This is a genomic window from Shewanella sp. MMG014, assembly GCF_018100775.1.
Classification (GTDB): domain Bacteria; phylum Pseudomonadota; class Gammaproteobacteria; order Enterobacterales; family Shewanellaceae; genus Shewanella; species Shewanella japonica.
Map to the genome: position 1 here is coordinate 191,460 of NZ_JAGJDZ010000004.1, position 18,411 is coordinate 209,870.

Annotated in this window: 16 protein-coding genes and 2 tRNA genes; 17 read left to right on the forward strand and 1 reads right to left on the reverse strand. The window is 42.1% G+C overall.

The window, feature by feature from the left end:
* The first annotated feature begins 64 nt into the window (after nucleotides 1-64).
* The 7 genes from dnaJ (at nucleotide 65) to greA (ending at nucleotide 9,122) form a co-directional block, all read left to right on the forward strand.
* Nucleotides 65-1,195 carry a molecular chaperone DnaJ gene (gene dnaJ / locus J8L86_RS08380; RefSeq protein WP_055023696.1) on the forward strand — a complete coding sequence of 377 codons (1,131 nt, stop codon included), beginning with the start codon at nucleotides 65-67 and terminating at the stop codon, nucleotides 1,193-1,195.
* A gap of 214 nt (nucleotides 1,196-1,409) precedes the next feature.
* Nucleotides 1,410-2,201, forward strand: a complete 792-nt coding sequence (locus tag J8L86_RS08385; protein ID WP_065108662.1) for a M48 family metallopeptidase — start codon at nucleotides 1,410-1,412, stop codon at nucleotides 2,199-2,201.
* Between the two features lie 107 nt (nucleotides 2,202-2,308).
* Nucleotides 2,309-2,923 (forward strand): FKBP-type peptidyl-prolyl cis-trans isomerase, encoded by a 615-nt coding sequence (locus J8L86_RS08390; RefSeq protein WP_055023698.1) that lies wholly within the window; start codon nucleotides 2,309-2,311, stop codon nucleotides 2,921-2,923.
* Between the two features lie 52 nt (nucleotides 2,924-2,975).
* A complete protein-coding gene (dapB, locus tag J8L86_RS08395) occupies nucleotides 2,976-3,788 on the forward strand; it encodes a 4-hydroxy-tetrahydrodipicolinate reductase (protein WP_211029863.1) in 813 nt (270 codons plus the stop codon).
* 181 nt (nucleotides 3,789-3,969) lie between these two features.
* Nucleotides 3,970-5,127 carry a glutamine-hydrolyzing carbamoyl-phosphate synthase small subunit gene (gene carA / locus J8L86_RS08400; protein WP_119968453.1) on the forward strand — a complete coding sequence of 386 codons (1,158 nt, stop codon included), beginning with the start codon at nucleotides 3,970-3,972 and terminating at the stop codon, nucleotides 5,125-5,127.
* 27 nt (nucleotides 5,128-5,154) lie between these two features.
* A complete protein-coding gene (gene carB / locus J8L86_RS08405) occupies nucleotides 5,155-8,379 on the forward strand; it encodes a carbamoyl-phosphate synthase large subunit (protein ID WP_211029872.1) in 3,225 nt (1,074 codons plus the stop codon).
* A gap of 266 nt (nucleotides 8,380-8,645) precedes the next feature.
* On the forward strand, nucleotides 8,646-9,122 hold the full coding sequence (greA, locus tag J8L86_RS08410) for a transcription elongation factor GreA (RefSeq protein ID WP_055023702.1): 477 nt from the start codon (nucleotides 8,646-8,648) through the stop codon (nucleotides 9,120-9,122).
* 152 nt (nucleotides 9,123-9,274) lie between these two features.
* Here greA and yhbY read toward each other — a convergent pair whose 3' ends face one another.
* Entirely contained in the window at nucleotides 9,275-9,574 is a 300-nt protein-coding gene (gene yhbY / locus J8L86_RS08415) for a ribosome assembly RNA-binding protein YhbY (RefSeq protein WP_055023703.1), read from the reverse strand.
* 90 nt (nucleotides 9,575-9,664) lie between these two features.
* Here yhbY and rlmE point away from each other — a divergent pair, with 90 nt between their 5' ends.
* The 10 genes from rlmE (at nucleotide 9,665) to nusA (ending at nucleotide 18,405) form a co-directional block, all read left to right on the forward strand.
* Nucleotides 9,665-10,294, forward strand: coding sequence for a 23S rRNA (uridine(2552)-2'-O)-methyltransferase RlmE (gene rlmE, locus J8L86_RS08420; RefSeq protein ID WP_055023704.1), 630 nt, complete (start codon nucleotides 9,665-9,667; stop codon nucleotides 10,292-10,294).
* 45 nt (nucleotides 10,295-10,339) lie between these two features.
* On the forward strand, nucleotides 10,340-12,292 hold the full coding sequence (gene ftsH / locus J8L86_RS08425) for an ATP-dependent zinc metalloprotease FtsH (RefSeq protein ID WP_082972234.1): 1,953 nt from the start codon (nucleotides 10,340-10,342) through the stop codon (nucleotides 12,290-12,292).
* Nucleotides 12,293-12,406: 114 nt separating this feature from the next.
* Nucleotides 12,407-13,246 carry a dihydropteroate synthase gene (folP, locus tag J8L86_RS08430; protein WP_065108659.1) on the forward strand — a complete coding sequence of 280 codons (840 nt, stop codon included), beginning with the start codon at nucleotides 12,407-12,409 and terminating at the stop codon, nucleotides 13,244-13,246.
* A gap of 64 nt (nucleotides 13,247-13,310) precedes the next feature.
* A complete protein-coding gene (glmM, locus tag J8L86_RS08435; protein ID WP_211029874.1) occupies nucleotides 13,311-14,651 on the forward strand; it encodes a phosphoglucosamine mutase in 1,341 nt (446 codons plus the stop codon).
* A gap of 175 nt (nucleotides 14,652-14,826) precedes the next feature.
* A complete protein-coding gene (gene tpiA / locus J8L86_RS08440; protein WP_055023708.1) occupies nucleotides 14,827-15,609 on the forward strand; it encodes a triose-phosphate isomerase in 783 nt (260 codons plus the stop codon).
* Nucleotides 15,610-15,613: 4 nt separating this feature from the next.
* Nucleotides 15,614-15,946 (forward strand): preprotein translocase subunit SecG, encoded by a 333-nt coding sequence (gene secG, locus J8L86_RS08445; protein WP_055023709.1) that lies wholly within the window; start codon nucleotides 15,614-15,616, stop codon nucleotides 15,944-15,946.
* Nucleotides 15,947-16,014: 68 nt separating this feature from the next.
* A tRNA-Leu gene (locus tag J8L86_RS08450) sits at nucleotides 16,015-16,100 on the forward strand.
* A gap of 81 nt (nucleotides 16,101-16,181) precedes the next feature.
* A tRNA-Met gene (locus J8L86_RS08455) sits at nucleotides 16,182-16,258 on the forward strand.
* Nucleotides 16,259-16,420: 162 nt separating this feature from the next.
* Nucleotides 16,421-16,876 (forward strand): ribosome maturation factor RimP, encoded by a 456-nt coding sequence (rimP, locus tag J8L86_RS08460; RefSeq protein WP_055023710.1) that lies wholly within the window; start codon nucleotides 16,421-16,423, stop codon nucleotides 16,874-16,876.
* A 29-nt stretch (nucleotides 16,877-16,905) separates the two neighbouring features.
* Nucleotides 16,906-18,405 (forward strand): transcription termination factor NusA, encoded by a 1,500-nt coding sequence (gene nusA, locus J8L86_RS08465; protein WP_055023711.1) that lies wholly within the window; start codon nucleotides 16,906-16,908, stop codon nucleotides 18,403-18,405.
* Nucleotides 18,406-18,411 lie beyond the last annotated feature (6 nt).

Consider the following 18,411-nt stretch of genomic DNA (forward strand, 5'->3'; position numbering starts at 1 on the left):
GGCGGGCGTTGGGAGAAATCTCTAACGCCCGTTCGTACAATACCTGCTTGAGAAAACTGAGATTATGTCAAAGCGAGATTATTACGAAGTTCTTGGTATCGGTCGTGATGCCAGTGAACGAGAAATCAAAAAAGCCTATAAACGTTTGGCGATGAAGTTTCATCCAGACCGTAACCCTGGCGATCAAGAAGCTGAAGCAAGCTTTAAAGAAGTAAAAGAAGCTTACGAAATTCTCACCGATGCCAATAAAAAAGCGGCTTATGATCAATTTGGTCATGCTGGTGTAGATCCTAACCGTGGCGGCGGCCATGGTGGTGCAGGCGATTTCGGTGATATCTTCGGTGACGTGTTTGGCGATATCTTTGGCGGCGGACGTCGTGGCGGTGGTCAGCGTCAAGCTGCTCGAGGTAGTGACTTACGTTACAACCTTGAACTTTCGCTTGAAGAAGCGGTTCGTGGCCTTACAAAAGAATTACGCATTCCTACGTTAGCATCTTGTGATAGCTGTGACGGTAGCGGTGCTAATAAAGGTTCTTCAGCAACGACTTGTGGCACGTGTCATGGTCAAGGCCAAGTACAAATGCGTCAAGGTTTCTTTGCTGTTCAGCAAGCCTGTCCAACTTGTCATGGTCGCGGTAAGATCATTAAAGACCCATGTAAGAAATGTCATGGTGAAGGTCGTGTTGAAAAGAGCAAAACATTATCAGTTAAGATCCCTGCTGGTGTTGATACTGGTGACCGTATTCGTTTATCTGGTGAAGGTGAAGCGGGTGAGTTTGGTGCACCTCCTGGAGATTTATATGTTCAGGTTAGTGTACGTGACCATGCAATCTTCACTCGAGATGGTAATAATCTTTATTGTGAAGTGCCAATCTCATTCAGTAAAGCTGCATTAGGTGGCGAAATCGAAGTTCCGACCTTAGATGGCAAAGTGAACCTTAAGATCCCTACAGAAACTCAAACGGGCCGAATGTTCCGTATGCGTGGTAAAGGGGTTAAGTCTGTACGTAGTCATGCCGTTGGCGATTTGCTGTGTAAGGTGGTAATGGAAACGCCTGTTAACTTAAATGAGAAACAAAAAGAATTACTTCGCGAATTTGAATCGACCTTAACAGGCGAGTCAAAGAAGCATAGCCCAAAGGCTGAAGGATTCTTTGATGGTGTTAAGAAGTTCTTTCACGATTTAAATAGCTAATTGTGATTAACTGAACTCACTCATTGAGTATCAAAAAACTGCTTACTTCGGTAAGCAGTTTTTTTTTGATTTTCGAACAGCGCTTCCTATCTTTGTTGGCTTAGATGAAAAGAGGCAGCAATAGAACCGTGCATTTAAACCGCGCTTTGGTTTAAAATAATGCATATAAATACAGAGTTATCTCACCAATAAGAATTATTTTAAAGGATGTAAAATGAACAAGTTAGTGCCGCTGTTATTTATTTCGCTGTTGATGTCAGCGTGTGCCACCCATAAATCTCCCACTGGTCGTAGTCAAATGTTGTTATTTGATAAAAATAAAATGAGCCAGATGGGTGAACAATCTTTTGCTGCCATGAAAAAATCTGAAAAAATTAGTCAAGATAAGCAAAAAACGGCATATGTAAATTGCGTTGCCAATAGAATAACAGCGGTACTACCTGACCAAACCCAGCAATGGGAAGTGGTGCTTTTTGACTCAAAGCAGGTAAATGCTTTTGCTTTACCTGGTGGATACATTGGTGTTTATACCGGATTACTTGAGGTCGCTGCGGACCAAGATCAGTTAGCAACTGTCGTTGGCCACGAAGTTGCACATGTTCTTGCTCGACACGGTAATGAGCAAGTCTCTCGCTCACAGATGACTAACACGGGTATTCAACTTGCTGACGTTGCTTTAGGTGCTGGTGGTGTCGCGAATAAAGATTTGTATATGGCAGGACTGGGGTTAGGGGCACAAGTTGGCATTTTATTGCCGTTTGGACGAGATCAAGAAAGTGAAGCTGATGAGCTGGGCTTAGAGTTAATGGCTAAAGCGGGTTTTAATCCAGCAATGAGTGTCACTTTATGGCAAAACATGGCCAAAGCGGGTGGTGAACAAGGGCCTGAATTGTTTTCAACTCACCCGTCACACTCTACACGAATAGCTGATTTACAAGCACTTCAAGACAAAGTATCCCCGTTATATCTGGCTGCAAAAAAACAGTCATTGCCCCAATGTAAATAAGGCTTATGAAAAATAGTCAATATCACCGCAGATTAGCCTACATCAGGTGGTAAAGTGTGCTAAACTGCCCCGCAAATTTTAACTGATGAATTGAGAGTAAATAAGTTATGTCAGAGTTCAACACAATGGAACAGCAAGCAAGTTATGGTGTAGGTCGTCAAATGGGTGAGCAACTTGCAGCTAACTCTTTCGAAGGTATCGATATCCCTGCTGTACAAGCTGGTCTAGCGGATGCGTTTGAAGGTAAAGAAAGCGCTGTTGCAATGGAAGACTTACAAGTGGCTTTCACTGAAATCAGCCGTCGTTTACAAGCTGCTCAAGAAGAAGCTGCTGCAGCTGCTTCTGCAGAAGGCGAAAACTTCCTAGCTGAAAATGCTAAACGTGACGAAGTTACTGTGACTGACTCAGGTCTTCAGTACGAAGTGATCACACAAGGTGAAGGTGAGAAGCCAACACTTGATTCTACTATTCGTGCACATTACCACGGTACTTTCATCAACGGTGACGTTTTCGATAGCTCTGTTACTCGTGGTGAGCCAGCTGAATTCCCAGTGTCTGGTGTTATCGCAGGTTGGACTGAAGCATTACAACTAATGCCAGTTGGTACTAAGCTTAAATTATTCGTTCCACAACACTTAGCTTACGGCGAACGTGGTGCTGGTGCTTCAATCCCGCCATTCTCGGCGTTGGTATTCGAAGTTGAATTATTAGCAATCGTTTAATGATAAACGCCTAAGTTAATCTTAGGCGTTTTTGTATCACTGGGAGAAAGACATGACTGCAAAAGTAAGAGTCGCTGTTGTTGGTGCCAGTGGCCGTATGGGTCGCACATTGATTGAAGCTGCTAAGCAACATGAAATGATTTATTTAGGTGCCGCAGTTGAGCGTAAAGGCTCTACACTTATTGGTGTAGATGCTGGTGAACTCGCTGGCGTTGGTACTATGAATGTCGCGATTACAGATTCATTAGACATTGCATCAGAACACTTTGATGTATTAATTGATTTTACCTCGCCAGAATCGTCTCTTGTTCACCTTGAGTGGTGTTCAAAGAATAATAAAGCGATTGTGATTGGCACAACAGGCTTTAATCATGCTCAAAAAGAAATGATTAACGCCTTTGCCGAGCAAACTCCTGTTGTTTTTGCCCCTAATATGTCTGTTGGTGTGAATTTAACCCTAAAATTATTAGAGTTAACCGCTAAAGTAATGGGTGATTACACTGATATCGAGATAACCGAAGGTCATCATCGATTTAAAAAAGATGCTCCTTCAGGTACGGCATTAAAAATGGGTGAGGTAATAGCCGACACTCTAGGTCGTGATCTTGAAGAATGTGCTGTTTATGGTCGTGAAGGTATGACCGGAGAGCGTGATAGGAATACGATTGGCTTTGCTACTATTCGTGCCGGCGATATCGTTGGTGACCACACAGTGATGTTTGCTGATATTGGCGAACGAGTAGAAATAACCCATAAAGCGACCAGTCGAATGACATTTGCTAATGGTGCAATGCGTGCAGCCTATTGGTTATCCGATCAGGATTCAGGCTTGTATGACATGCAGCAAGTATTAGGTCTCAATTAATATTTAAAAAAACCACCGTTGGTGGTTTTTTTTTGGAAATTATTTTTCCCAAAATAAAATAACTAAGCATAGACGCTTTAACTTAATTCATATAAAATCGCTGGAATTTGCCAAAATTTTGTAAATTGGTGGATTTGTAAAAATTAAATACAAATAATTTCAGTGGCTTGGCTCTTATTTTTTGGAGGTCGCGTTGACACAGTCTGCCTTACTCGTACTCGAAGATGGAACCGTTTTCTCTGGCACAGCAATTGGTGCCGATGGACTCACTGTTGGTGAAGTAGTATTCAATACTTCAATGACAGGCTATCAAGAGATTCTAACGGATCCGTCATATTCTCGCCAGATCGTAACTTTAACTTACCCTCATATTGGTAATACCGGCACAAATGATGAAGATACTGAATCTGATTCAGTTCATGCTTGTGGTCTTATCATCCGAGATTTACCTCTATTAGCCAGCAACTTCCGTAACCAACAATCATTAAGTGATTACTTAAAGTCAAATAATGTTGTCGGCATCGCGGATATCGATACCCGTAAATTAACCCGTATTTTACGTGAAAAGGGTGCGCAAGCCGGTTGTATTATGGTTGGCGATATCGATGAAGCTAAAGCATTAGCTGCAGCAAAGGCATTCCCTGGTTTAAAAGGCATGGACTTAGCCAAAGAAGTGACGACTGAGTCTACTTATCAATGGCGTAAAGCTAGCTGGCGTTTAGTTGGCGGTTTACCTGATGAGACACCAGCATCAGAACTTAAATATAAAGTTGTTGCTTTCGATTACGGTATTAAGCGTAACATTTTACGTATGTTAGTTGACCGTGGTTGTGATGTGACTGTGGTACCTGCTCAAACTTCTGCTGCAGAAGTATTAGCAATGAATCCAGATGGTATTTTCCTGTCAAACGGTCCTGGTGACCCAGAACCATGCGATTATGCGATTACAGCCATTCAAGAAATTCTAAAAACTGACATTCCAGTGTTTGGTATTTGTTTAGGCCACCAGTTACTTGCATTAGCATCTGGGGCTAAAACATTAAAAATGAAGTTTGGTCATCATGGTGCCAACCATCCTGTCAGCAATATCGAAAAAGGTAATGTGATGATCACCAGCCAAAACCATGGTTTTGCTGCTGATGAAGCGACGTTACCAGCGAATATTAAAGTGACACATAAGTCATTATTTGATGGGTCATTACAAGGTATTCACCTGACTGATAAACCTGCGTTTAGTTTCCAAGGGCATCCAGAAGCGAGCCCTGGACCGACGGATGCATCACCTTTGTTTGATCATTTCATTGAATTGATTGAGCAATTTCGTCAAAACACTAAATAGTTAGGTCACTCGGAGAAGATAGAAGCAATGCCAAAACGTACTGATATTAAAAGCATTCTAATCCTAGGCGCAGGTCCAATCGTCATTGGCCAAGCGTGTGAATTTGACTATTCGGGTGCGCAAGCGTGTAAAGCGCTGCGTGAAGAAGGCTATCGAGTTATTCTAGTTAACTCAAACCCTGCAACCATCATGACCGATCCTGAGATGGCCGATGCAACATATATCGAGCCTATTCATTGGGAAGTGGTACGTAATATTATCGCTAAAGAAAAGCCTGATGCGATTTTACCTACTATGGGTGGTCAGACTGCGCTTAACTGTGCACTTCAGCTTGAAGCTGAGGGTGTGCTAAAAGAGTTTAATGTCGAGATGATTGGTGCGACAGCTGATGCAATTGATAAAGCTGAAGACCGTAGTCGTTTTGACACCGCAATGAAAGCCATTGGACTTGAATGTCCACGTGCCGGTATTGCCCATTCAATGGAAGAAGCTTACGGCGTTTTAGACCAAGTTGGCTTCCCTTGTATTATCCGTCCGTCATTCACTATGGGTGGCAGTGGCGGTGGTATCGCTTATAACAAAGAAGAGTTTGAAGACATTTGTTCGCAAGGTCTTGAGCTTTCTCCTACCAGTGAATTATTGATCGATGAATCATTAATTGGCTGGAAAGAATACGAAATGGAAGTGGTTCGTGATCGCAACGATAACTGTATTATCGTGTGTTCTATTGAAAACTTCGATGCGATGGGGGTGCATACTGGTGACTCAATTACCGTTGCTCCAGCACAAACACTGACTGATAAAGAATACCAGTTAATGCGTAATGCTTCTTTAGCAGTACTGCGTGAAATTGGTGTAGAAACAGGTGGTTCTAACGTTCAGTTTGGTATTTGTCCAAACACTGGTCGTATGGTTATCATCGAAATGAACCCACGCGTTTCTCGCTCTTCTGCATTAGCATCTAAAGCAACGGGTTTCCCAATTGCGAAAGTGGCCGCTAAATTAGCAGTAGGCTTCACTTTAGATGAGTTGATGAATGATATTACAGGTGGTCGAACTCCTGCATCATTTGAACCTGCTATCGATTATGTTGTAACTAAAGTTCCTCGCTTTAACTTTGAAAAATTTGCTGGTGCGAATGACCGTCTTACAACGCAAATGAAGTCTGTTGGTGAAGTGATGGCTATTGGCCGTACATTCCAAGAGTCTTTGCAAAAAGCACTGCGTGGTCTAGAAGTTAGTCGCACAGGCTTTGACCCAATTGTTGATATTGCGTTACCTGAAAGCATGCAGCAAATCCGTCATGAGCTTAAAGAACCAGGTGCTGACCGTATTTGGTATATTGCGGATGCATTCCGTGCAGGTTTAAGTCGTGATGAAGTGTTCAAGCTAACGAATGTTGATCACTGGTTCTTAGTTCAGATTGAAGACTTAATTGCGCAAGAAGCGAAAGTTGCTGAAGTGGGCATGTCAGGTCTTGATCAAGCATTCTTACTGAAACTAAAACGTAAAGGTTTCTCTGATGCTCGACTAGCGCAAATCTTAGGTGTTAGCGAAACAGAAGTGCGTAAGATTCGTGACCGCTTTGATATGCACCCTGTATATAAGCGTGTTGATACCTGTGCTGCAGAATTTGCAACAGACACTGCTTACATGTACTCAACATACGAAGAAGAATGTGAAGCTGCGCCATCAAATCGTGATAAAATCATGATTCTTGGTGGCGGCCCTAACCGTATTGGTCAAGGCATTGAGTTTGATTATTGTTGTGTTCACGCAGCCTTAGCCTTACGTGACGATGGTTACGAAACCATTATGGTTAACTGTAACCCAGAAACGGTTTCTACGGATTATGACACGTCAGACCGCTTATACTTTGAGCCAGTAACCTTTGAAGATGTGCTTGAAATTGTTCGCATTGAAAAGCCAAAAGGCGTTATCGTTCAATATGGTGGTCAAACACCTCTAAAATTAGCACGTGCTCTTGAAGCTGCAGGGGTACCGATTATTGGTACAAGTCCTGATGCAATCGACCGTGCTGAAGACAGAGAGCGTTTTCAGCAAGCAATTCAACGCTTAGAAATGAAGCAACCTGAAAATGACACTGTAACAACAGTTGAAGGTGCGGTTATTTCTGCTGAGCGTATCGGTTACCCATTAGTTGTTCGTCCATCTTATGTACTTGGTGGCCGCGCAATGGAAATCGTGTATGACGAGCAAGACTTACGTCGCTATTTCAATGAAGCAGTGAGCGTATCTAACTCATCTCCAGTATTGCTAGATAGATTCCTTGATAATGCAATCGAGATTGATATCGATGCGGTATGTGATGGCGAGCTTGTTGTCGTGGGCTCTATCATGGAGCACATTGAGCAAGCGGGTGTTCACTCAGGTGACTCTGGTTGTTCTTTACCTCCTTACAGTTTAAGTGAAGATGTTCAGAACCGTATGCGTGAGCAAGTTGCTAAATTAGCAATGGAGCTAGGCGTTATTGGTTTGATGAACGTGCAATTTGCTGTTAAAGACGATGAGATCTACATGATTGAGGTTAACCCTCGTGCTGCTCGTACAGTTCCATTTGTCTCTAAAGCAACGGGTGTACCATTAGCGAAAATCGCTGCACGTGTGATGGCTGGTCAATCTTTAGCTGAGCAAAACTTTACTAAAGAAGTGATTCCACCGTACTTCTCTGTAAAAGAAGTGGTATTACCGTTTAACAAGTTCCCTGGTGTAGACCCAATGCTTGGCCCTGAGATGCGCTCAACGGGTGAAGTTATGGGTGTAGGTGAAACTTTTGCTGAAGCGTATGCAAAAGCACAACTAGGTGCGACAGCTGAAGTACCAAAATCAGGTCGAGCATTATTATCTGTACGTAACAGTGATAAAGAGCGTGTTGCCGAGCTTGCTGCTAAGTTAATTGAACTTGGCTACCAAATCGATGCTACACATGGTACTGCCGTGATTCTTGGCGAAGCAGGAATTAACCCTCGCTTAGTTAACAAGGTACATGAAGGACGTCCTCATATTCTTGACCGTATTAAGAATGATGAGTACACCTACATTGTTAACACGACTGAAGGTCGTCAAGCAATTGAGGATTCTCGTCAAATTAGACGTGGTGCACTTCGCTACAAAGTGAATTACACGACAACGCTTAATGCTGCTTTTGCTACTTGTTTAGCACATTCAGCAGATGACAGAAATAATGTGAATTCGGTACAAGAATTACATGAGCGAATCGCTAAAAATTAATTTTATTTAATTTATTGATGATTTGATTAAAAAGGCTGCATTCGTGCAGTCTTTTTTATTACTATTTTTTGACAGTCAGTAGTAAGTAATCTCAAGTTTATGTAAGCTTAAGGCATCATCATTAGATGCATCCTCAACGCAAGACACCGCATCATTTAGACTTATTGTTATAAAGATCGTGCGCTATGCGAATTAATCGAGATTTAACTGTGTTGGTTTTGTACCAGCACGGGGTGCTTTTGTTTTTAAAGGAGACATAAGACATTATGAATACCGTCCCTATGACGATTATCGGAGCTGAGCAGCTGCGTAAAGAATTAGACGAATTAAAATTTGAACGCCGCCCACAGATCACTTCTGCTATTGCAGAAGCACGTGAATTGGGTGATTTAAAAGAAAATGCTGAATACCATGCTGCACGTGAAGAGCAGGGAATTTGTGAAGCGCGTATTCGTGATATTGAAGGCAAGCTGTCAAATGCCCAAATCATCGATGTGACCACGATGCAAAATACTGGTCGTGTTATTTTTGGTACAACAGTCACCATTTTAAATATTGATACTGATGCAGAGTCAACCTACCGCATCGTAGGTGATGATGAAGCGAATATTAAAGAGAATTTAATTTCAGTAAATTCGCCAATTGCCCGTGGACTGATTGGTAAGAGTGTCGATGATGAAGTGGCTATTACAACGCCAGGTGGCACAGCTGAATATGAAATTACGGCTGTTGAGTACATCTAAGCCAGAATTAATATCAATATTAATTACGACTTAAGATTGATATTTTATAGTAATAAAAAAACCACTGATTAACAGTGGTTTTTTTAGGTCAAAATGAACATTTGAATCGTATTAATGCAATATGAACATTTAAACCGAGTTGTTTGACGAAATTACTTTGCTTTTGGAATGGCAACTTTCATTTCAGCAGACTGACGGAAAATAACTAAGGTGTGTCCGATAAGCTGTATTTTGGTTGATTGAGTTTCGCGAATAATCGCGTCAACGACAGCATTTTTAAGCTCTCTATCAGAAGAGCCTACTTTCACTTTTATTAGTTCATGATGAGTGAGTGCACTATCAATTTCAGCCAGCACACCTTCGGTCAAACCATTAGCACCCAGCAGCACCACTGGCTTAAGATTATGCGCTAAGCCTTTTAAATGCTGTTTTTGTTTGGTTGTTAAGTTCATTTGTACCAACTTTTTGAATGTTACTGTTGAAAAACGGCTATTCTACCCTTATATAAGCTTTATGTAACTCCAAATCGTTACGGAATTTAAATGGCAACGAAAAAACGTTCGGCAAGTTCAAGCCGATGGATGCAAGAACATTTTGACGATCATTACGTTAAACTGTCACAAAAGCGAGGCTTACGCTCTCGAGCTGCATTCAAGTTGGAAGAAATCCAACAGAAAGATAAATTGATTAAACCAGGCATGACAGTGGTTGATTTAGGTGCAGCCCCTGGTGGCTGGTCACAGATTGCTGTTAAATTGGTTGGAGAAAAAGGCAAGCTTGTTGCCTGTGATATTTTACCAATGGATCCAATTGTGGGAGTTGACTTTTTACAAGGTGATTTCCGTGAAGAGAAAGTGCTTGATGCTTTACTTGACCGTGTTGGTGAGGATAAAGTGGATGTAGTGCTTTCTGATATGGCGCCTAATATGAGTGGTTCAGACGGTGTGGACCAACCTAGGGCGATGTATCTTGTTGAATTAGCATTAGATATGTGTCATCAAGTATTGGCATCTAATGGTAGTTTTGCAGTTAAAGTCTTTCAGGGGGAGGGCTTTGATGAATATATGAAAGCAGTTCGACAAGCTTTCACTACAGTTAAAACACGAAAACCAGATTCATCGCGACCACGTTCACGTGAAGTGTATATAGTGGCGACTGGTTACAAGTTATAGTAGTCTAACGATTAATTATCGTGGGTCTTTAAGAGGTCTAGAAATTTGAGTGACATGGCAAAAAATTTAATTCTCTGGGTTGTCATCGCCGTTGTGCTGATGTCAGTTTTTCAGGGTTACTCCCCCTCTTCTTCGTCATCGCAGAAGATGGATTATTCCGTATTCTTAGATAGTGTCCGTAATGGCAATATCAATTCGGTTGAAATTAAGAGTGATCAACGAACTATTGAAGGGATCAAGCGTTCTGGAGAGAAGTTCACCACTATTATGCCAATGTATGACCAAGATTTAATTAATGATCTTGATCGTAAAGGGATTTCAATGAAAGGGCAGGAAGCTGAAGAGTCTAGTTTCTTAACCCAAATTTTCATTTCTTGGTTCCCAATGCTGCTATTGATCGGTGTATGGATATTCTTCATGCGTCAAATGCAAGGCGGTGGTGGTAAAGGCGCAATGTCATTTGGTAAAAGTAAAGCCAAATTGATGAGCGAAGACCAAATTAAAACGACTTTTGGTGACGTTGCAGGTTGTGACGAAGCTAAAGAAGACGTGAAAGAATTGGTTGATTACTTAAAAGAACCGACACGTTTCCAAAAGTTAGGTGGGCGTATTCCGACGGGTGTGTTACTTGTGGGCCCTCCGGGTACAGGTAAAACCCTACTTGCTAAAGCCATTGCTGGTGAAGCTAAAGTACCGTTCTTTACTATTTCTGGTTCTGACTTCGTTGAAATGTTTGTGGGTGTTGGTGCATCTCGTGTACGTGACATGTTTGAGCAAGCGAAAAAGTCAGCACCTTGTATTATCTTTATCGATGAAATCGATGCCGTAGGTCGTCAACGTGGCGCTGGTGTGGGTGGTGGTCACGATGAACGTGAGCAAACATTGAACCAAATGTTGGTCGAAATGGATGGTTTTGAGGGTAACGAAGGTATCATTGTTATCGCTGCAACTAACCGTCCAGATGTTCTTGATGCTGCTTTATTGCGTCCGGGTCGTTTTGACCGTCAAGTGGTTGTAGGTTTGCCAGATGTCCGTGGTCGTGAGCAAATTCTTAAAGTTCATATGCGTAAAGTACCTCTAGCTGATGGTGTTAAAGCCAGTGTTATCGCTCGTGGTACACCAGGTTTCTCTGGTGCTGATCTCGCTAACCTTGTTAACGAAGCTGCACTTTTCGCAGCACGTGGTAATCGCCGCGTCGTTGGTATGGAAGAGTTTGAAAGCGCAAAAGACAAAATCATGATGGGTGCAGAGCGCCGCACTATGGTGATGTCGGAAGAAGAAAAAGAAATGACGGCTTATCATGAAGCTGGTCATGCGATAGTTGGGTGTTTAGTACCAGAGCATGATCCGGTTCATAAAGTCACGATTATCCCTCGTGGCCGTGCATTAGGTGTAACATTCTTCTTGCCTGAAGCGGATGCTATCAGCCAAAGTCGTCGTAAACTTGAGAGTCAAATCTCGGTAGCTTATGGCGGCCGTCTAGCTGAAGAGCTCATTTATGGTGGTGAGAAAGTATCGACAGGTGCATCTCAAGATATTAAATATGCTACATCGATTGCCCGCAACATGGTGACACAGTGGGGCTTCTCTGAGAAGTTAGGGCCTGTTCTGTATGCGGAAGATGAAGGCGAAGTGTTCTTAGGACGCAGCATGGCGAAATCTAAGAATATGTCTGATGAAACTGCTGGCATGATTGATCAGGAAGTGAAGCACCTTATTGATACTAACTATGAGCGTGCACATACATTCCTGACTGAAAATATGGATATCCTTCATTCAATGAAGGATGCATTAATGAAGTATGAAACCATTGATGCTGAACAAATTGATGATCTTATGAATCGACGTGATGTTCGCCAGCCTGCGGATTGGCAAGCGGATGATTCAATGGATGACCAAGATAAAGGCACTCCGGTTAATACCGATTCACTAGCCGAAGAGTCAACAGAAGATAAGCCTGATGTTGAACCTAAAACAGATGAATCTACAGCAAAATAACTAGCTGTATTTTGAAATAAAAAACCCCGAAAGGGGTTTTTTTATATTTATTGTACTAGTGTCATAATTAAGTCATATTGCTAGTGTGGCACTTTTTAATGTAAGTGAGGTTGTGTGTTTGAGTTGAAGTCTGGCGATAAAACATTATCGTTATCTAGCCCTGTCGTTATGGCAATTATCAATGTTACCCCTGATTCTTTTTCTGATGGTGGTCAGTTTTCTACGTTCGAAAATGCCTGTAAACAGGTTGATAAAGTCATCGAAGAAGGTGCGACCATCTTGGATATTGGTGGTGAATCAACTAGGCCCGGTGCAACTGATGTATCAGTTGAAGAAGAATTGGCTCGTGTGATCCCTGTGATTGAGTATGCGGCTAAACATCCTGATATTTGGATTTCAATCGATACGAGTAAACCAGAGGTGATGGAGAAAGCGGTCGCTGCAGGCGCGCATATTATTAACGATGTACGCGCTTTACAAGCTCCTGGCGCTGTCGCGATGGCGACTAGCTTGGATGTGCCTGTATGCTTAATGCATATGCAAGGTAAGCCTGAAACAATGCAAGATAACCCAAGTTATGACAATGTCATTCAACAAGTTGTCGATTTTTTATCATTACGCATTGATTATTGTGTTGCAGCAGGTATGCCTCGCGAAAATATTATCATTGACCCGGGTTTCGGTTTTGGTAAAACTTTAGCGCACAATTATGAGCTATTGGCAAAATTACCTGAACTTCATAGCATGCACCTACCTGTACTTATCGGCCTTTCTAGAAAGAGCATGATTGGTGATTTACTCCAGCGAAATGTAGATGAACGACTCGCTGGTAGTCTTGCAGGAGCAATGATTGCGGCGCAGCAAGGCGCGCAAATTTTACGAGTACATGATGTAAAAGAAACCGTCGATGCGTTAACGGTTATGTCAGCAACCATGGCGAGTTTACATCAATAAAGTTTATATAACCTGTTAGTTTAGCTGATTGAGTTAGTGTGAATTCACTTAATGTGAGGTACTAATGCAACAACGTAATCTATTTGGCACGGATGGAATTAGGGGAAAAGTTGGCGCAGGCTTCATGACCCCTGAATTAGCGTTAAAATTAGGTTGGGCTGCAGGCAGAGTGCTTTCACGCAGTGGGACAAAGAAAATTATTATTGGTAAGGATACCCGCATTTCCGGGTATCTTTTCGAATCAGCATTAGAAGCTGGTTTGTCTGCTGCAGGACTTAATGTTCTGCTCGTTGGCCCAATGCCTACCCCCGCAATTGCTTACCTTACTAGAACGTTTAGAGCTGAAGCGGGAATCGTTATCAGCGCTTCACATAATCCATATTATGATAATGGCATTAAATTCTTCTCTGCTGACGGCAGTAAGTTAGATGACAAAATAGAATTGGAAATTGAGCATGAGCTGACTAAGCCTATGCAATGTGTTGAGTCACACCTACTCGGTAAGGCGGCTCGAATTGATGATGCCGCCGGTCGATATATTGAATACTGCAAAGGTCACTTTCCGGCAAATCTGACTTTAAATGGACTCACTTTAGTCGTCGACTGTGCTCATGGTGCTACCTATCATATTGCACCTAATGTATTTAAAGAGTTAGGTGCCAACGTGATTACCATTGGTGATAAACCTAATGGATTAAATATTAATGATAAAGTTGGAGCAACTTCCATGGCGGCTATTTGTGAAGCCGTTATCAATCACAATGCAGATGTGGGAATAGCACTCGACGGTGATGGTGACCGTATCATGATGGTCGATCATCAAGGTAATATTATTGATGGTGACCAAATATTGTATATTCTTGCTCGAGATGCGATCAAACAAGGTGAATTTCAAGGCGGAGTTGTGGGGACCTTGATGTCAAACCTGGGATTGGAAGTCGCATTGAATGAGTTAGATGTACCGTTTGTTCGTTCAAATGTTGGTGACCGATATGTCATGGAGCTTATGCGCAAAAATAACTGGCGTATCGGCGGTGAAAATTCAGGTCATATTCTTAATTTAGATCATGGTACGACTGGTGATGGTATCGTTGCTGGGATATTAGTATTAGCAGCCATGCAATGTGCCAACAGCAAGCTTGCTGCATTAGTTGCCCCTCTAGAAATGTACCCGCAAGTATTAATTAATGTCCGCTATCACGTCGACAAAAAGCCATTAGAATCAAAACTTGTGCGATCTGTTCAGACAAAAATTGAAAAGCTATTGGGTCAAAATGGGCGAGTACTTATTAGAGAGTCAGGCACAGAACCCTTGATAAGGGTGATGGTCGAAGGTAAAAATGATGTTCAAGTCACGGCTTTTGCAAACGAAATTGCCGATGTAGTCAAAAGCGTGGGTTTGTGACAAAGTTCGGTATACAATCATTTAGCGTTTTTATTTATTATTAACTTATTTAATATCTTAGCTCAGCGAATAAAAAAACATCATTCCGTCAAGTTATGATAAATATTCCTGAGTTAGCTATTGTAAGTTGTTTGGCGGTTCGTTATCATTCACGCCGCTTTCAAAGGAGACAGTAATGGCACTCAGACGTCCTATGGTAGCTGGCAACTGGAAAATGAATGGCAGTGCAGCGTTAGCTCAAGAGTTATTCAGCAAGTTTGCTACAAAGCTCCAAAATGATTCTGCTGAAGTAGTTTTATGTCCACCTTCAATTTATCTTGAAAGTGTTAGACAACTACTTGAAGCAAATAAGCAAACCTTAGATGGTGCGCTTGTAAGAATGGGCGCACAAAACCTAAGTCAACATGACTTCGGTGCCTATACTGGTGAAATTTCCGGTAAAATGCTAAAAGATTCAGGATGTCGATATGTGATTATCGGCCATTCCGAACGTCGTAGAATGTACGGCGAAACAAGTAATATCGTTGCAGAGAAATTCGCTGCAGCACAAAAACATGGTCTAACGCCGATTCTTTGTGTTGGTGAATCAGGTCCAGCTCGTGAAGCAAGACGAACTTTTGAAGTCATTGCTGAAGAGTTAGACATTGTTATCGAAAAGAATGGCACCATGGCTTTTGATAATGCCATTATCGCTTATGAGCCTTTATGGGCTGTAGGCACTGGTAAAAGTGCAACTCCAGAGCAAGCGCAAGAAGTTCACGCGTTTATTCGTAATCGACTCTCTGAAGTGTCTCCATTTATTGGAGAGAATATTCGCATTTTATATGGCGGTAGTGTTACCCCATCGAATGCTGCTGATATATTTGCCCAACCAGACGTAGATGGTGGATTGATTGGCGGAGCTAGCTTAAACTCTAGCGAGTTTTTAAGTTTATGTTCCATAGCGATGAGCGCATAATATTATGTATGAAGTTTTAATTGTTGTTTACTTGGTTGTTGCGATTGGTCTAGTAGGACTGATTTTAATTCAACAAGGTAAAGGCGCAGATATGGGTTCTTCTTTTGGTGCTGGTGCATCAGGAACTCTATTTGGCTCAAATGGTTCAGGTAACTTCCTGACCCGTAGCACCGCTGTTTTAGCGATTGGTTTTTTCGCATTAAGCCTTATTTTAGGTAACTTAAGTGCAAACCACTCTAAAAAAGATGATGCTTGGAATGATTTAGGTTCTGCAGTAGAGCAAGTTGAACAAGCTCCTACTCAGGCTGAAACCTCAGAATCAGAAATTCCTGACTAAATTATTGCCTCCAATTGGCAAAAAACTAGTAGTGATTGCTTTAGCTAACTAGTGTAAAAAGTTTGAATGCGGATGTGGCGGAATTGGTAGACGCGCCATCTTGAGGGGGTGGTGAGCTATGCTCGTGTGGGTTCAAGTCCCACCATCCGCACCAAAATTTAATTAATCAGCCTCAAGTTAACACTGATTAATTATTGCAAGCAAAGACGTAAGTTAATATAATTGCGCAAGTTGACGCGGGGTGGAGCAGTTTGGTAGCTCGTCGGGCTCATAACCCGAAGGTCGTCGGTTCAAATCCGGCCCCCGCAACCAGCTTATTATTTATTTCTTATTTCTAAGGATAAATAATTAAAAGGTTCTATATTTAAGACCTCGTTATTACGGGGTTTTTTGTTATATGGAGCTTAGTAACTCCGTGATTTTACGGACTTTCTTGGGGCTATTTGCCCTTTTTTTCGTTTTTGGGGGTCATTTTTGGCAACATTAGAAACTAAACTGACAGAAATGCTGACAGTACCTGTTGAAGCGTTAGGTTTTCAACTTTGGGGTATTGAGTTTGTCCATGCAGGGCGTCATTCAATATTACGTGTATTTATTGATGGTGAAAACGGTATCAATATTGAAGATTGTGCTGAAGCCAGCCGCCAAGTTAGTGCTGTTCTAGATGTTGAAGACCCAATTTCGACAGAATACACACTAGAAGTTTCATCGCCAGGTGTAGATAGACCACTATTTACGGCTGAGCAATACGCTGCTTATATCGGCGAAGATGCAAAAGTACAGTTAACGATGCCTGTTGCAGGTAGTCGTAATTTAAAAGGTGCTATTACGGCAATTGAAGGGCAAATGCTGACAATTACCGTTGATGGTGAAGATTTGATTGTGGCTTTAGATAATGTGCGTAAAGGCAACATTATTGCGAAGTTTTGATAGTTTCAAGGTGAACGAGGCAAGACATAATGAATAAAGAGATTCTGCTAGTCGCAGAGGCGGTATCCAATGAAAAAGCCGTCCCACGCGAGAAAATATTCGAAGCGCTAGAAATTGCTCTAGCCACAGCAACTAAGAAAAAATACGAAGGCGAAATTGAAGTTCGCGTTGCTATTGACCGTAAAACGGGCCACTACGACACTTTCCGTCGTTGGATGGTTGTTGATGATCAAGGCGAAGCTTTAGAAAACCCTTATAGTGAAATTACACTTGAAGCTGCACGTTTTGAAAATCCTGAAATTCAACCGGGTGAGTTCATCGAAGATGAAATCGATTCAGTTGTTTTTGACCGTATTACAACGCAAACAGCGAAGCAAGTTATTGTACAAAAAGTACGTGAAGCTGAACGCGCGCAAATCGTAGAGCAGTTCATCGAAAGAGAAGGTGAAATTGTTACTGGTGTTGTCAAGAAAAGCACCCGCGAAAGTGTCGTTGTTGATTTAGGTAATAACGCAGACGGTGTGATTTATAAAGAAGACATCATCAGTCGTGAATCTTTCCGCCCTGGTGACCGTGTTCGTGCATTACTTTATGCCGTTCGCCCAGAAGCTCGTGGCGCGCAACTATTTTTAACCCGTAGTAAGCCTGAGATGATCATCGAGCTATTCAGAGTAGAAGTACCTGAAATTTTAGATGAAATGATTGAAATCATGGGCGCAGCACGTGATCCAGGCGCTCGCGCTAAGATTGCTGTGAAAACTAACGATAAGCGTATCGACCCAATCGGTGCTTGTGTTGGTATGCGTGGTGCACGTGTTCAAGCTGTATCAAATGAATTAAGCGGTGAACGTGTTGATATCGTTATGTGGGATGACAATCCAGCACAATACGTGATCAATGCAATGGCACCTGCTGATGTTGCTTCAATCATTGTTGATGAAGACAACCACTCAATGGATATTGCTGTTGAAGCAGATAGTTTGGCACAAGCAATTGGCCGTAACGGTCAAAATGTTCGTTTAGCTACTCAACTAACTGGTTGGGAACTTAACGTGATGACCGTTGAGGAGTTAAACGCCAAGCACCAAGCTGAAAGCGCTAAAGTGATTAGCTTGTTTGTTGAAACATTAGACGTTGACGAAGATTTTGCAACCGTTCTTGCTGAAGAAGGTTTCACTTCTTTAGAAGAAATTGCATACGTACCAGAAGCAGAACTGTTAGAAGTTGACGGTTTTGATGAAGATATTGTTGCTGCCTTGCGCGAACGTGCCAAAGCAGCGATTTCGACTCGAGCATTAGCAACGGAGGAAGCACTTGATGGTGCAGAACCGGCTGCTGATTTATTAGCGTTAGATGGTTTAGAAAAGCATTTAGCATATGTTCTTGCAAGTAAAGGTGTGTCGACCTTAGAAGACTTAGCAGAACAAGGTATTGACGATTTAATCGATATTGAAGAATTGACAGAAGAAAAAGCAGGTGAGCTCATCATGGCTGCCCGTAATATCTGTTGGTTTGGCGAAGAAGCATAAGTCGAT